General features: G+C 38.3%; 12 protein-coding genes. 3 read left to right on the plus strand and 9 right to left on the minus strand.

The features are described 5' to 3' along the window. Positions 1–4 precede the first annotated feature (4 nt). The 7 genes from FEE95_RS09425 to hypF are packed head-to-tail and all read right to left on the minus strand — an operon-like array spanning position 5 to position 8,387. Positions 5–775: an ATP-binding protein gene (locus tag FEE95_RS09425; RefSeq protein ID WP_138657694.1), complete on the minus strand. Its 771-nt coding sequence runs from the start codon at positions 773–775 to the stop codon at positions 5–7. Positions 776–795: 20 nt separating this feature from the next. Beyond that, complete coding sequence (locus FEE95_RS09430) at positions 796–1,053, minus strand: HypC/HybG/HupF family hydrogenase formation chaperone (RefSeq protein WP_138657695.1); 258 nt, start codon at positions 1,051–1,053, stop codon at positions 796–798. Between the two features lie 16 nt (positions 1,054–1,069). Then, on the minus strand, positions 1,070–1,735 hold the full coding sequence (locus FEE95_RS09435; RefSeq protein WP_138657696.1) for a TetR/AcrR family transcriptional regulator: 666 nt from the start codon (positions 1,733–1,735) through the stop codon (positions 1,070–1,072). A gap of 7 nt (positions 1,736–1,742) precedes the next feature. After that, on the minus strand, positions 1,743–3,863 hold the full coding sequence (locus tag FEE95_RS09440) for a TonB-dependent receptor plug domain-containing protein (protein WP_138657697.1): 2,121 nt from the start codon (positions 3,861–3,863) through the stop codon (positions 1,743–1,745). A 59-nt stretch (positions 3,864–3,922) separates the two neighbouring features. Beyond that, complete coding sequence (gene hypE / locus FEE95_RS09445) at positions 3,923–4,960, minus strand: hydrogenase expression/formation protein HypE (RefSeq protein WP_238474544.1); 1,038 nt, start codon at positions 4,958–4,960, stop codon at positions 3,923–3,925. Between the two features lie 39 nt (positions 4,961–4,999). Continuing rightward, positions 5,000–6,100, minus strand: coding sequence for a hydrogenase formation protein HypD (gene hypD / locus FEE95_RS09450; protein ID WP_138657698.1), 1,101 nt, complete (start codon positions 6,098–6,100; stop codon positions 5,000–5,002). Beyond that, positions 6,084–8,387, minus strand: coding sequence for a carbamoyltransferase HypF (gene hypF / locus FEE95_RS09455; RefSeq protein ID WP_138657699.1), 2,304 nt, complete (start codon positions 8,385–8,387; stop codon positions 6,084–6,086). Before hypF ends, hypD begins: the two co-directional genes overlap by 17 nt. Before the next feature lie 663 nt (positions 8,388–9,050). Between hypF and FEE95_RS09460 the strand changes: the two genes are divergently transcribed. Beyond that, positions 9,051–10,082 (plus strand): polysaccharide lyase family 7 protein, encoded by a 1,032-nt coding sequence (locus tag FEE95_RS09460; RefSeq protein WP_238474545.1) that lies wholly within the window; start codon positions 9,051–9,053, stop codon positions 10,080–10,082. A gap of 139 nt (positions 10,083–10,221) precedes the next feature. Here FEE95_RS09460 and FEE95_RS09465 read toward each other — a convergent pair whose 3' ends face one another. Both FEE95_RS09465 and FEE95_RS09470 read right to left on the minus strand, forming a co-directional pair. Next, complete coding sequence (locus tag FEE95_RS09465; protein ID WP_138657701.1) at positions 10,222–10,932, minus strand: ribonuclease activity regulator RraA; 711 nt, start codon at positions 10,930–10,932, stop codon at positions 10,222–10,224. A 24-nt stretch (positions 10,933–10,956) separates the two neighbouring features. After that, on the minus strand, positions 10,957–11,925 hold the full coding sequence (locus FEE95_RS09470; RefSeq protein ID WP_138657702.1) for a sugar phosphate isomerase/epimerase family protein: 969 nt from the start codon (positions 11,923–11,925) through the stop codon (positions 10,957–10,959). Between the two features lie 164 nt (positions 11,926–12,089). Here FEE95_RS09470 and FEE95_RS09475 point away from each other — a divergent pair, with 164 nt between their 5' ends. After that, entirely contained in the window at positions 12,090–14,411 is a 2,322-nt protein-coding gene (locus FEE95_RS09475; RefSeq protein WP_138657703.1) for a chondroitinase-B domain-containing protein, read from the plus strand. 25 nt (positions 14,412–14,436) lie between these two features. Further along, positions 14,437–15,462 carry a polysaccharide lyase family 7 protein gene (locus FEE95_RS09480; protein ID WP_138657704.1) on the plus strand — a complete coding sequence of 342 codons (1,026 nt, stop codon included), beginning with the start codon at positions 14,437–14,439 and terminating at the stop codon, positions 15,460–15,462. The last annotated feature ends 4 nt before the right edge of the window (positions 15,463–15,466 follow it).

A 15,466-nucleotide genomic window follows, 5' to 3' on the forward strand; every position in this document is an offset into this window, starting at 1 on the left:
AGGGTTATCCAGCGAGGATAGAATCACGTAATTTTTCTAAAGCTTTTACTACTTTAGCCTCAGGGTCGAAATCCATAACAGACTTTCCTTTTAGATCGGCTGCGGTTACCTGTTCGTCAAACGGCACAAACACCGCGATTGGGAGATTGATTTTAGCACAGTACTCGCGTATGGCCATTTCATCTTCCTTGGTGCGTACCTTATTGGCAATGGCCTCTACTTGACCAATACCCAGTTGTTCTGCCATTTCAGCAAATCGTGAGGCTGCTTCCAAAGACCTATAGTAAGGCTCAACAACGGTATAGATTTTATCTACGTGCTTTGAAGTACCCCTTGTCATATGCTCTAGAGATGCCTCTGTATCCAAAACCATAACCTGACCTTCTTCAGAGGTCATTGCAGCATTGACCAATTCACGAACTACGGTATTAGGACCGCACAAGCAACCGGTACCTGCTTGTTCGGGTTTACCTACCATAAGCAAGGTTACATTATCCGTTACCTTTTGCCCATAGGTTTCCAAAACTTCTTGAAAAGGAATCTTCACCTGAAATTTCCATTTACCATCTTCGGTCTCGACTCTCTCAATAATGTCAGTACTCAAATTTGGAGGACCAGCGTCCGATTTGTCAATACCTAACACAATCGAAAGGTTCGGGTTTGGGTCACCATCAATAGCGAGTACTTGGTCGCCTTTGGCTCCAAAAATCCTACAAAGTGTTCCACTTATTGTGGTTTTACCAACTCCGCCCTTGCCAGCTATTGCTATCTTCATACAATTTGAATTAGGTATTATTATTCGTCGTCGGGCCGAATATCATCTAAATCATCCGTTCCTAACAGAAAATCCATGGTGCGCTTAGCTTCTTCTTCATCGACCACACTCATAGCTACACCCACATGAACCAGTACATAATCGCCTTCCTTGGCTTCGGGTACCAGACCAAGGTTAATTTTTTTTACAATACCATCAAAAGAGACTTTTCCTATCTTGAAAACACTTTCGATATTATCTACAAAGCCTATAATTTTTCCGGGAACTGCTAAACACATGAATATGGTTTTAATGCTAGGTTAATTTACGGAAATCCAACGATATTGACTCATCTAAATGAAATTTTAATTGTGGCAGTATCACTGCTTCGAATTCTATCCATCCTGCTTCCGTAAGTAATGGAATCAATTGATTCCAAATAAATTCCTTGAAATGACCTTCTCCAATTTCAGTCTTCCCACGGACTTGTCTTTGCGTTAGCCAAAATGTAATAATCATCCAAATCGATTCCGCAGTATGTAAATAATGGTGTTCCCCTTTTTCCGGCTTCAAAATATCTTTTTCCATATTGAGCAATAGCCATGCATGGATTTGAGCAATCATTTTCTCCATATACTCCAACCGTTTCGAATGCATTTTAGGGTACGCTCTCTCCATTTCAAGCAGATCTAAGAAATAAAACGAATATTGATTGAGTAGAAAAAAATAGCGGCCTAAATGATTGTCAAAATCGATAAGCGAAGGAAAATTTTGATCAATTGATAACAATGGTTCTAATTCATTACCCAACTCTGCGTCTATTGCTTGAATAATAGCTTTTTTACTGTAATAATGATACGCAAGATTTCCTACACTGATGCCCGCATCATCGGCAATTTGTTGAAGTCGAACGTTGATGAGTCCCTTTTCATTAAAAAGCGCAATAGCCGATTTTAATATTTTTTGCTTCGTATTGCTCATTCCTTATTTAATGCTTTCCTGCCACGCCCAAACGAATGATTAGTTGCGCATTTATACTGCGGCCCGGAGCAAGGAAACGGGTTTGATTTCCAGGGGTACCCCTAAAAACATGACTCTGATACTCTTCATTGACAAGATTATCCACAGAAAGCACAAACTTCGAATAGGGAAAATTTGAAAATAAATTATGAAGATTAAACCCGGCACTTAGGTTAAAAAGATTATAACTGTCCGTCTCGCGTTCAGTAGGAGCAGGCTTATCTTGTTCACCAACAATAACGGTCTCAAATCGACCGAAAAAAGTATCGCTATTATTTCGAATTTGAAAACCAAGTATATTTTGATTGGCTGGCATAAAGGCCAAATCATCATTTGTAATCTCATTTTTACCCCTGATATAGGAACCGGTCAAGAAAACACTAGACAATTTCCCTATAGTGTGACTCAGTTGATACTCAAGGCCGGTGAGTTTGGCTTTACCTATCGCCTGATTTTGAATATTAGGTGTGCCTTGAAAATCCACACTTACGGGCACATAAAGATCATTGACAAAGTTTTGGTAAAAATTTAGATTGAAGTCAAAATTGTCACTATCATAGGCATAACCCAATTCATAAAAAATTCCTTTTTCTGGACCGAGATCTGGGTTGGGAATTACACCATCTGCAAAATTGTATTTGGAAAATAAATCAGGTCCTCTAAAAGAATTCGCCAAATTGACAGAGAAATCTGATTTCTCTGAAGCGTGAAATTTTGCTCCTATGTTACCTGTTAAAGCACTATTATTATCCGAACTATTATCGGCATTATATAAACTAGCTATAGCAGGAATAAAAAATGGTTCGCTTTCAATTTCGTTCTTTACGTTGTCATAACGAAGTGCGATTAGTAAATCAACGGCATCACTGACCTTCCACTCTTCCACTGCAAAAATACCTATTGATGTAGCGTAGCTATCTGGCTGTATTTGCCCTGGTGGTGGCGCGACCTGATTTACCTGTACCCCCATAGGGTTAAAAATATCGACGACTAGTTCTCTTTTGGTTCCGAAACGATGCTCCCTGAGATAATCTGCGCCTACCGTCAACTTAGAGTTTTCTGCTAAGCGAAGTGCAGTGAAGGCTTTGATGCCTCCAAAATCCACATCAACATCCAGATTAACATCAATTCTTCGATTAACGTTCATTGTATTCGGAAAACGCACGTTGGTTACCTGATCTATATGCAACCGTTGTTGTTTGAAGTATGCACTAAATCCTACTTCTTCAATTACACTTGATAGCTTTTTACCGGTATAATTAAAGTTGTAACCCGTCTGCTCATCTGGCGAAAATAATCGGACGCGAATTGGTGGCCCAGGTGCCCCAAGTCCTCCTGGAAAACCAACATCCTCATTTTTGAAAATTTTACCGCTGAATTCAAAACGATGATTTTCTGCTGGAGAATATCCAATGTTCCAATCAAAGTAATTGGATTTAAATTGACTGTTTGGAATTTCGCCACCGGGAGTATCAGTATTACTAGCATCGCGAATACCGCCACCTATCAAAAAATCAAAACCATTACCTCTTCCTTCAACTTCAAGTCGCCCTCTGGAATAGGAATTCACAGATTGATAACCCCCATACAGACTGGCACCTACCTTAAAGTCTTTTCCATACCCATTTTCCGCCTTTCTGGTAATGACATTAACAAGTCCGCTTACGGCATCACTTCCCCAGAATGCTGAAGCTGGACCCTTAATAACCTCAACCCTTTCTACTTGCCAAGGATCTATTAAAGCATAACTTCTTATACGACCTCCTACAAATGAATTCCCATCAATAAGTATGGGAGCCCTTTCTCTTGATAAACCTCTAATAATGGGAGTACTTGTAATACCACCATCGTTTTGAACAACAACACCGGGTATGTATTTTAAAATTTCCGTAGCCGACGGCGGTTGCGTTTCTAGGATAGCTCGTTGATTGACAACAACTACGTTAACGGGTAAATTCTTAAGCGGAGAAGAGGATCTTAGTGCGGTAACTTCGACTGGAGCTATTTTTATAGTGTCTTGAGTCTGCTCTTGTCCATAAAAAAAGGTGTGTACGAGCACAAATAGTGCGAGAATAGTGTAGTTTTTCATTTGGTTTGTTATTTAGAGCCTATCAATATATAAAAAATAAACAAACCTGAGAGAACAGCTTAGCAAATGCGTGGCAGCTGTTCTCCAATCAACATACTTACCACTCGTTTGCCGCCAATAGCGCTTGTTATCACTACCTGATTTATATGATTCTCTACAACCTCACCTATAATTGCTGCATTTGAACAATGCTCTATCTTTCGTAGTTTATCCACAACTTTTTCTGCTATCTCAGCTTTGACTACTGCCATAAAAATACCTTCATTGGCCACATAGAGCGGGTCTAGACCAAGTAATTCACATAAGGCACTTACTTCTTTTTGTATGGGCAGGTGTTTTTGATTTAGGTCTACTCCTAGATTTCCATCTCTTGCGATTTCATTAAGAACAGTTGCCAACCCGCCCCGTGTCGGATCTTTTAGCAGGTGTATGTCCTCCCCAAAATTATCTAACAGCGCAGTTACCGTATGATTTAAACATCTAGTGTCACTTTTGATGGTGGTTTCAAACTCAAGACCTTCCCGGACGGACATGATGGCCACCCCATGAGTCGCTATAGAATCACTAACAATGATTTTATCACCGGGTCTAACATGCTCTAATGAAATTTTTGCATTGTCATGCACTTGACCTACGCCGCTGGTATTTATAAATATTTTATCTCCCTTTCCCTTTTCAACAACTTTTGTATCTCCGGTCACGATTTGTACACCAGCCTGTTCAGCAGCCCACTTTATCGAGACCAGAATTTCCCAAAAATCAGTCATTTCTAAGCCTTCTTCCAGTATAAAGCTTAGCGAAAGATACTTTGGCACTGCACCGCACATGGCCAAGTCGTTTACCGTTCCATTTACAGCCAACTCACCAATATTACTATCAGGAAAAAAAATGGGGGAGATTACAAAACTATCTGTTGAAAAAGCAGTCTTGCCTTTTAATTCCAGGATTGCCCCATCATGTCGTTGTTGCAACTGTTCATTATCAAAGAGATGAAAAACCCCAGAATCTAGCAGTTTGTTGGTCAAAAGTCCGCCACTACCATGACCGAGTGTAATAATATCGAAGTCCAATTTGGGCATCGGACATTGTAATTGCATTTTTAAATGAGTTTTGGACATTCTTTTAAATAGGGAAGGTTACGAAATAGTTTCTATTGCCCCGCTAAAGTGATAGTATGCAGCGCAAGCCCCTTCGGAACTTACCATCGGTGCGCCCATTGGGTTTTGGGGCGTACATTTTTTTCCGAACTGCGAACATTCCATTGGTTTTTTAATTCCTTTAAGCACAAGGCCAGCGATACATTCTTTTGGTTCTTCAACCTTTGGAATATCAATACTAAATTTAAGATTTGCGTCGAACGAGGCATATTTCGAACGCAATTCAAAACCACTCTTCGGAATGTTTCCGATACCCCGCCATTCTCTGTCGGTTACTTCGAAAATTTTATGAAGAAGTTCTTGAGCTTTACGATTACCTTCGGGCTTTACCACCCGACTATATTGATTTTGCAGTAAAGCCTCACCTTTTTCTAATTGCTGAACGGTAAGTAAAATGCCTTGTAAAAGGTCAACAGGTTCAAAACCCGTTACTACCATTGGTATCTTATAGTGGGCTACCAAAGGATAGTATTCCTCCATTCCCATAATGGTACATACGTGGCCAGCAGCCAGGAAGGCATCTATTTTGCTTTCCTCATCTTCAATAACCGCTTCCATTGCAGGCGGCACCAAAACTTGGGAAGCTAAGATGGAATAATTTGTCAAGCCTAGGTCGTCAGCCTTATCAATCGAAAGCGCGTTAGCCGGAGCTGTTGTTTCAAAACCAACCGCAAAAAAGACAACTTCCCTATCTGGGTTTTCACTTGCCAATTGTACAGCTTCTAAAGGAGAGTATAAAATACGAATATCAGCACCTGCAGCCTTAGTTTGGAGCAAACTCTTTTTTGAACCAGGCACACGAAGCATATCACCAAAAGAACAAAGAATAACATCTTTTTCTTCCGCTAGGTATATGGCTTTATCAATTAAATTTAATGGAGTAACACAGACCGGGCAACCTGGTCCGTGGATCATTTGCACTTCGTCGGGCAATAAGGTCATAATGCCATTTTTCACCAAACTATGGGTTTGGCCCCCACAAACTTCCATGATATTCCATGGCTGCGTAACAGTAGCACGAATTTCATCTAAATATTTTTTTGCCAAATCGGCATCTCGGTATTCACTTAGAAATTTCATCTCTTTTTGTAGTTTGATAATAGGCCAATTGCCCCAATGCAATGTTTTCGTCGTTAGGCGATACTTCTCTATGAAAATATAGCTCGAACTTGTCACCTAAAAACTGTTGTACTAAATCAACCAGTAGGGCATTTTGAAAAACACCGCCACTAAAAGCTATTTTTTCATTATTTGTTGTTAACGCTACATTTTCAATCATCTTCACCAAAGAGTAATGAAATTGATAAGCAATCTGATTGATACCTACGCCATATTTGAGGTCTTTCACAACACCTTCTATAATTTCATTGACAGGCACTTCTTCAATATACGATATTTGGGAAACATAACTCGTCTCCTCAACCTTATTACTTTGTTCGAAATACCGTTGCGCTAATGTTTCGAGTTGTAAAGCAGCTTCTCCTTCATAGGTTTGGGTATCCATAATTCCCAATAAACATGCAACGGCGTCGAAAAGGCGCCCCATACTTGATGTTTTTGTAGATTGACCCTTAGCTAGTATTTTTCGGTAAATCTTCCATTCTTGTTCGCTAAATTTTTCTTTCAAAATATCCATAGCCTTTGTATTTTCCCAAGAATGGGCCAAGGCCGAAATCCTAGGTTCTAAGGCCATTTTATCACCCAGAATTACAGGTACATAAGACAGGTGGGCCAAGCGATTAATCATACCACTTTCAAAAGTTAAGAATTCACCGCCCCAAATATTACCATCATCACCGTAACCGGTTCCATCCCAAATGACTCCTAGGACTTCTTCCGGTTTAGTTTGTAGTTCATGTTCCGATAAAATTGCTGCGAAATGTGCATAATGATGTTGTATGGATACGAGTTTTGCTCCATGGGTAGTCGCCAACTGTTTCCCATATTCAGTGGAATAATAATTTGGGTGCATATCAACGAGGATTACCTCAGGCTGACAATTCAGCAAGTTCATGAAATGCCTAAGCGTTCTTTTATAACTCTCAGTACTTTCGAAAAAGGCTAAATCCCCCAAATACTGACTTAAATAAAACAAGCTTTGGAAAAGCAATCCAAAAACACTTTTTTGAGAAGCACCCATTGCCAAGATTGTATTGCTTTCACAATTTGATATCGGACCAAAATAGTTTGGTGCCAAACCTCGGGATCTTCGGATAAGTATCGGTTGCTTTTTTATTGAGCTAAAACGCAGTACGCTATCATCTTGAGATGTTACGATTTCACGATCATTGCTAAGCACATAATCCCAAATACCAGCTAGTTCGGAAAACACTTTTATATCTTCAAAGACAATGGAAGCATTGCTGAGGTTTGCACTGGTTGCAATTATTGGTTTTCCATATGCTTGTAATAGAAGTTCATATAAAGGAGTGTAGGGCAACATTACACCTATTTGGTCCAGACCGGGTGCTACATCATTTAGCGCAATGCTGGCTTGTTTCTTTTTCAATCGTAATAGGACAATTGGAGCTACTTCGCCGGTGAGCGATTTACTTTCAGTAGCGGAAATTATAAGCTCTTGTTCGGCGTAGGATGCATTGGGATACATGCATGCAAATGGCTTTGAAGGCCTGTGTTTCCGTTTTCTTAAGATTTTGATGGTTTCCGCATTAGAAGCATCACAGGTTAGGAGGTAGCCTCCAATCCCCTTGATTGCTACAATTTTTCCTTCCTTCCATAAAGCAACAACTTTCTTAATTACCAATTTCGAATCGGGTTCAATTTCCTCCCTTAAGTTGTTCATCAGGCTTAATCGAACCCCACAATCACTACAGGAATTGGTCTGGGAATGATATCGTCTATCCTTTGGATTTGAATACTCCTCACCACAAGTCGGACACATTTTAAAATCATCCATTGCAATACACTCTCTTTCAAAAGGGAGTTTTTTGATTAAGGAATAGCGCGGGCCACATTCCGTACAAGTAATAAATGAATAATATCCCCTTCGATTAGAGTTATTCAAGACTTCTTTTCGACAGTTTTTGCAGATGGCAAAATCTGGCGGAAGCATCATTGCCGCAGTTTTTGCTTCTTTTTTTTGTAAAATTTGGAAGCCTTCAAAACTTCGGTCATCCATTTCATAAAGCTCATGTCCAGTAATTTTCGCCAAAGTGGGCGCAGCTTCAATTAGTTTTTTGTAAAACGGAATTGCCACTTCTTTGCTAGCCAAAAATTCAATATGCACTCCATTAAGATCATTGTATACTATTCCGTTCAGTTTCTGTTTGGCAGCTAATCGGTATACATACGGCCGAAACCCTACTCCTTGTACTCTTCCAGTAATATGTATGTGCCAATTATTCATTAGCCACCAATATAGGAAATTATCATACGGATACAGTTCGTATAACAAGATGAAAAAAAGAAGTTAACAGGAAGTGAGAAGGAAAATTGCTTTACTACATTTCAGTAAAATTTGAAAGTATTTAGTTTCAAATAATTCTATTTTACGATATTTATAAAATCAATAAAGTACCAATAGAAATAATATAAGATGATTATTTATATCGATTTATTATGCAATTCAGTATAGTAATAGTCGCATAAAATTTGCATCGAATAGTGCCATTTTAAACCGAATTTGAGTTCGGTTAATCTTTTAAAATAAAATATATAAATTACTGATAGTTAAAATATTGTGATGATGGAATTAGCTCTCTCATCCCGACAAAAGTCAGTGCAGTTTTTGAACTGGTTTTTTTGTTTATCAAGATAGCAATGCCATTGCGAATTAATAATTGATCTGCCAGAACATAGCTTAACTGCTAAATATAGTATTAAAATTACCAGATAAGATTATTTCAAAATCTTATCTTTTCGCTCTAATAGAATTCGAATTGCAAAGAATACCTAAACGATATTTATTTCGTTATGAGAGTGTATTTGTAGCAAAATGGAATGTTTTTTGTGAAAGTGCTTTGTAGTGTTTTCCAATCAGATAATAAATAATTGCTTAATGAATTTTTCAATGAAGAAGTTGATAATTATGATGATGCGTGTATTCTTTTTTATGCTTGCTTTAACCATTTTCTCATGTGGTTCAGATGATTCGGGAATAACTCCCGACATTGATACAACGGTGCAGCCAGAACCTGAGCCGGAGCCAGAACCAGAACCAGAACCAGAACCAGAGCCAGAACCAGAACCGGAACCTGAGCCAGAACCTTCTGACAACGTTCCGCCATCAGATAATTTTGATCTTTCACAATGGAAAATTAGTATCCCCACAGATGAAGATGGCAGTGGTACGGCAGATGACATAAAGGAAGTGGAATTGAACGCTGGCTATCAAAACGAAACGTATTTTTATACAGCGGATGACGGAGGCATGGTTTTCAAATGCTTTGTAGACGGATTTAAAACATCGACCAATACATCCTATACCCGTACTGAACTACGCGAAATGTTGCGCGCTGGTAATACCTCGATAAGTACTCAGGGTGTCAATGGCAACAATTGGGTTTTTGGCAGTGCCCCGGCAATTGATATCACTGCAGCGGGCGGATATGATGGTGAGTTAAATGCAACTCTTGCGGTAAACCATGTTACAACTACAGGTAGTAGCAGTCAAGTGGGTAGGGTAATAGTTGGCCAAATTCACGCGAATGATGATGAGCCAATTCGTATTTATTATAGAAAGCTACCGAATAATGAATTGGGGTCAATTTATTTTGCGCATGAATTAAATCAAGGAGATGACACCTATTTTGAAATGATTGGTAGTCGGTCTAGTTCTGCGTCGAATCCAGCTGACGGAATTGCACTCGATGAAGTTTTTAGTTATAAGGTAAAAGTCGTTGGTAATGATATGTGGGTGACAATTTCAAGAGAAGGCAAAGAAGACGTGGAACAATATGTTGATATGAGTGCGAGTGGGTATGACCAAGGTGGTCAGTACATGTATTTCAAAGCAGGTGTTTACAATCAAAACAACACGGGTAACGCCGACGACTACGTACAAGCTACGTTCTACAGTCTATCGCAATCACATACCAACTAAAAGCTATCGATAAATAAAATATGAGCCCTAATTTTTTAGGGCTTTTTGCTCGATAATCGAGATTTTAAATGCTCCGACGCTTGGTCGAAATCAATGTTAATTTTCCATCCAATGCCTCGTGGGCTTGGCCCGAGGTTATTTACCTTTTCTTCCAAGTTTCAAAATCTAATATAACTTGTTCATCAGTTATGGGATAGAGTCCAATAATTGCTTCTCCTCTAGCAACACGTTCAAAAACGAATTCTTCATACAAAGTCATTTGCAAACATTCATCTGCTACTTCATTTGCTATATTGCCAGGAATGACCATAACTCCGTCGTCGTCACCGACCAAAATATCCCCTGGAAAAACCGCAACATCCCCACATCCAATAGGCTCATTAATAGCGATAGCTTGATGTAGGGTCAAATTTGTTGGAGCAGAAGGCCTATTATGGTATGAAGGCATATCTAAATCTGCAATTTCAGCGGAATCTCTGAAACCACCATCGGTTACTAATCCGGCAACACCGCGCTTCATTAGTCTAGTTGCTAAAATAGAACCTGCGGAAGCAGCTCTTGCATCTTTTCTACTATCTATAACTAAGACCGCCCCTTCTGGGCATTCCTCAACCGCAACCCGTTGCAAATGTTTCGGGTCTTTAAAAACCGAAATCGGATTTAAATCTTCACGCGCAGGAATATATCTCAGCGTATATGCTTCACCGACCATTGTTGGTTTGCCTAGTTTGAGGGGCTTCACGTTTTGAATGAATTGATTTTTCAAACCTTTTTTAAAAAGGCATGTTGCGATGGTTGCCGTACTCACTTTTTTTAACTTCTCTTTTGTAGATTTTGATGCTCCTGCCATGATATTTTACCCTATTGCTTAAAATTATTCAGCTTGTTGCCATGCTTTTCTTAAAAAAGTCAAGTCCTTTTTCATTTGAGCAAAAACTTCCTTTTTATCAATCGTGATTTTAGAATCACCATGTTCTGCCCCTCCTAAATCGTATTCCAAGTGAAGTGACATTGGTACGTTAATTTCATATTTTTTTAGCAATTTAAAATAGGAATCGAAATCAACTATACCTTCTCCTAACGGAACATTTATTGGCTGCCATTTTCCATCTTTTTGTCCCCACTTAAAATCCTTGATATCTATGCTATTGATATAGGATTGAACAAGGCGAAGACCAAGTTGCCAACTACCACCACCTTCTGCAATGGCATGTCGGATATCATATTGACAGCCCATATGCAGGGAAGATGTTTTCTTTAAAATTTCTGGAATATCCCAAATTGGGGCACCGACATGATTGCCAAAATGATTTTGATACCCACCGTATAATCCTAATTTTTTGTTCAGCGTCTCCAAAGCCGCTAATTTTTGTGCATGGACTTCAATACTTTCCGGAATCGTTATTTTTTCAGGATAGGTCAACCAGCCTGTACGATAATGTGTCAATCCCAAGGCGCTTGCCGTTTCAAGAACCTCTTTACTCTGAGGGTCATTTGAATCGATAATGTTGGTAGTCATCATGGTAGTTTGTAAACCAAACTTCTTCATAGCCTCAACTGCTTTAGGTAAATCCTCAATAGAGCGTTCCGGCAAAACGTGACCTTTTGGCCTTACGGTTAAATCAAGGCCATCAAACCCAATTTCTGCCGCAGCTTCGGACATATTATTATAATCGAGAAACTGTAAATGTTTAGAGAACAAATTTACCTGGATGTCATCTTTATTGCCTGGCAGGGAATCAAGGAGAGAATTGTCAAAGCCCATTAGTGGAATACTACCCAATGCAGCTGCCGATAACTTTGTGAAATTTCTTCTCGATATACCCTCTTTGTCATTTTTCATAATCAAGTGTACTTTTATCAGTATAATTTATGTTAAAAACTTGCGGGTCTTACAAATATATGTATTTTTGGTAAACCAAACTGGTTAACCAATTTTTGAATTTGAATTGTTAATTTATACTGTTAATATAATTCTCTTAAAACGAAGAATATACCTCATAAAAAATGAAGAAATCATTAACTGTTATTGCGCTACTTTTTTTATTTCTGGCGTGTAGTGAAAAATCAAATTTAAATGCCATCAAGGTAAATAATCCAGATGAGCTAACTAAAGCTATAGATAGTGCCAAAGCCGGAGATAACATTGTGTTAGCGAATGGAATTTGGAAAGACGTTCAAATAAAATTTAGAGGAAAAGGGACAAAAGATAATCCCATAACAATTTCTGCTGAAACGCCTGGCAAGGTTACTATTGAAGGGCAATCTTATTTAAAATTTGGAGGGGAATATTTAGTGGTAGAAGGGTTGTACTTTAAAAATGGATTTTCACCATCTAATGCAGTCATCGATTTTAAAATAGGCCATAAAGATGCGCCAGATGAAATTTCAAACAACTGCAAAGTCTCCAATTGTGTAATAGAAGATTTTAATAAGCCTAAAAGGGATGATAGTGATTTATGGGTCCAGTTTTGGGGGCGACATAATGAGTTGAGCAATTCTTACATCGCAGGAAAAACAAATAGAGGTCCAACCGTAAGAGTTAGTATAGCGGGTATTGAAAGCATAAACAATTACCATCAAATCATAAACAATCATTTTGGCCCACGTCCAGTTAAAGGTGGTCCAAGTGGAGAAACTATTCAATTAGGTGATAGTTACACGTCTATGTCGCCAAGTCATACAACAGTTGCCAATAATTTGTTTGAAGAATGCAACGGAGAAGTAGAGGTTATTTCGAGCAAAACCAATTTCAATGTATTTAAAAATAACGTGTTCTATAAAAGTGAAGGTTCTTTAGTAACTCGACATGGTAACTACGTTTCGGTAGACGGAAATTATTTTATTGGAGATGGTGTCAACGAAAATTATGGGGGAATTAGAATCATTAATACGGGCCATTGGGTAGTCAATAACTATTTCTATGGACTAAAAGGAAAAAGCTTTAGAAGTCCGTTGGCAGTAATGAATGGTATTCCCAAGTCTCCATTAAACCGGTACAATCAAGTAACCGATGTAGTGGTGGCTTATAACACTTATGTTAACTGTGCCTCGCCTTGGCAATTTGGTGTTGGGCAAAATTTAGCCCAATCTGATGTGTTGCCAAAATCTGAAATCCGTTCGGCTAGGGCAATTAGAACTACAGTTGCTAATAATATTGTATACAATGAAAAAGGTCTGGAATCTATTGTAGTTGAAAATGATAAAGCAGATGGTGTAACCTTCAAAAATAACATCATCAATAATCAAGGTGTGAAATTTAAAGATTTTGACGGAGGTATAACTGAAGCTTCATTAGAGCTCAGACCGTTAACTGATAATATATTCATTCCTGTAGGAATACCCGATGATTTTGAAGCTTTTGAGGGCTTTGATTTTAATACGATTGAAACTGATTTATTGGGAGTTTCTAGAAAAGAGGACAAGAGCATTGGCGCTATAACAGGTAAAAATGTTTCCAACCCAAATATTTTAGATAAAACAAAATATGGTGCTTCTTGGTATTCTAATGAAGTTGAGGCAAGAGAACCGGTAACACATGTGGTAACTAAGGCTGAAGAATTACAGACGAAACTAAATGAAGCCAGTAATGGGGATATTATTGCGTTATCTGCAGGAGTATATACAGTAAATGAATCTCTGGTAGTTAATAAATCAATTACCATTCAATCTGAAGGAAAAGCACAGCTTGTTTATGCGGGATTAGCGAATACCCCATTATTTTCATTACAACCTTATGGAAAGTTAACCGTAAACAATGTCGTTTTAAAAGGAAACGATTCGAATTATGCTTTTGCTAGTTTAAAAGAAAATATGTCCAACCATTTTGGCTTAACGGTTACTAATACTGAAATCAGCAATTTTAACTATGTCTTGAAGGCTTATAAAGAATCTTTTGCTGAACGCATAACTTTTGAAAATACTTCGATTTCTAATTGTGAAAACGGCATAGAATTATCTGAAGAAAAAAATGACAAAGGCGATTATAACACAGAATATTTAACCATTAACAGCTGTAATTTCGACAACGTTAAACAAAACGTTGTCGATTATTACAGAGGTGGCTATGATGAGTCTACCATTGGTGGCAACCTTTTGGTAACTAATAGCACATTTACGAATTGTGGCGCAAAAGAGAAAAACAAAAGGTTACTAAACCATAACGGAATTATAAATGTGAACATCACTAAAAACACATTCAAAAACAATGCAGTACAATTTGTATCTATTTTATGGGGAGCAAAAAATAACGTGGAATCTGAAAACAGTATAACTAATTCAGGGCAACTAAAAACGGAAGAAAATTTAGTGATGAAATTAATGTACTAACAGATTCAAGAAAATCTATTTTAAAATGAAGAATGCAGTCTTTACCGTGATTATACTTTTAGGACTAGTTGCTTGTAAAAACAATTCTAAAGCTACTTCTGAAGCAACTGATAAGAGTGAAGTTGAAAAAAAATACCCAAGTGATGTTATTCCGTTTATGGATGAATGGAAAATTCTTTGTGGAGATGGTACACGTTCTGAAGATTTGATGAATTTTGAAAAGAAAGACTTTTTCTATGTGGAAAATGATGGAGAAACCCATTGGGTCGTGTATAAAACTCCGAACGCCGGAATTACTTCAAGAACTTCAAGCAACACACGAACAGAGCTGGGTCAAAAAACACATTGGATTCCTGAAACGGGTGGCAAACTAAAAGGGACTTTAAAAGTAATGCATGTGTCGACTACCGGAGATGCTACCAAAGCTTCATCTTTTTCAACCGTTATCGGACAGATACATAGTGATGAAGGGCATGAAAATGAACCCTTGAAAATCTACTATAAAAAATTTCCTGGCCATGAAAAAGGGTCCGTCTTCTGGAACTATGAAATCAATACAGAAGGAGATAATATCGGACGATTTGATTATTCTACCGCCGTTTGGGGTTATAATTTTTCTGATGTTGGTTCAAGTGCGAATGAATATCCGAAAGAACCTGAAGATGGCATTGCTTTAGGCGAAGAGTTTAGTTATGAGGTAAACGTTTACAAGGGTATGATGCATTTGACTTTTACCACCGAAGGACGTGAGGTAAAAAAATTCGCAAAGAACTTATTGAAATCCGATTTTGCGACTAGAAAAGATATTCCAGAACAGGTACTGAAAGTATACGCAAATAGAGAAAAAGGTGGTGGCGTAGAACGTGATACCGCCTATGCCGGCGAGATTCAGTATTTTAAGCAAGGTTGTTATAATCAAGCGAATGCCAAGTCCACCAACTCAGAAATTTATGGTGGCGACATTGCCAAACAATATGCCAACGGTAGTTATGCTGAGGTTTGGTTTAGAGAAGCTACGGTAGGAGCGGCGACTGAGCCTACACGGAATTAATTTC

Origin of the sequence: Maribacter algarum (ex Zhang et al. 2020) (genome assembly GCF_005885635.1) — a bacterium.
Lineage (GTDB): Bacteria > Bacteroidota > Bacteroidia > Flavobacteriales > Flavobacteriaceae > Maribacter_C > Maribacter_C algarum.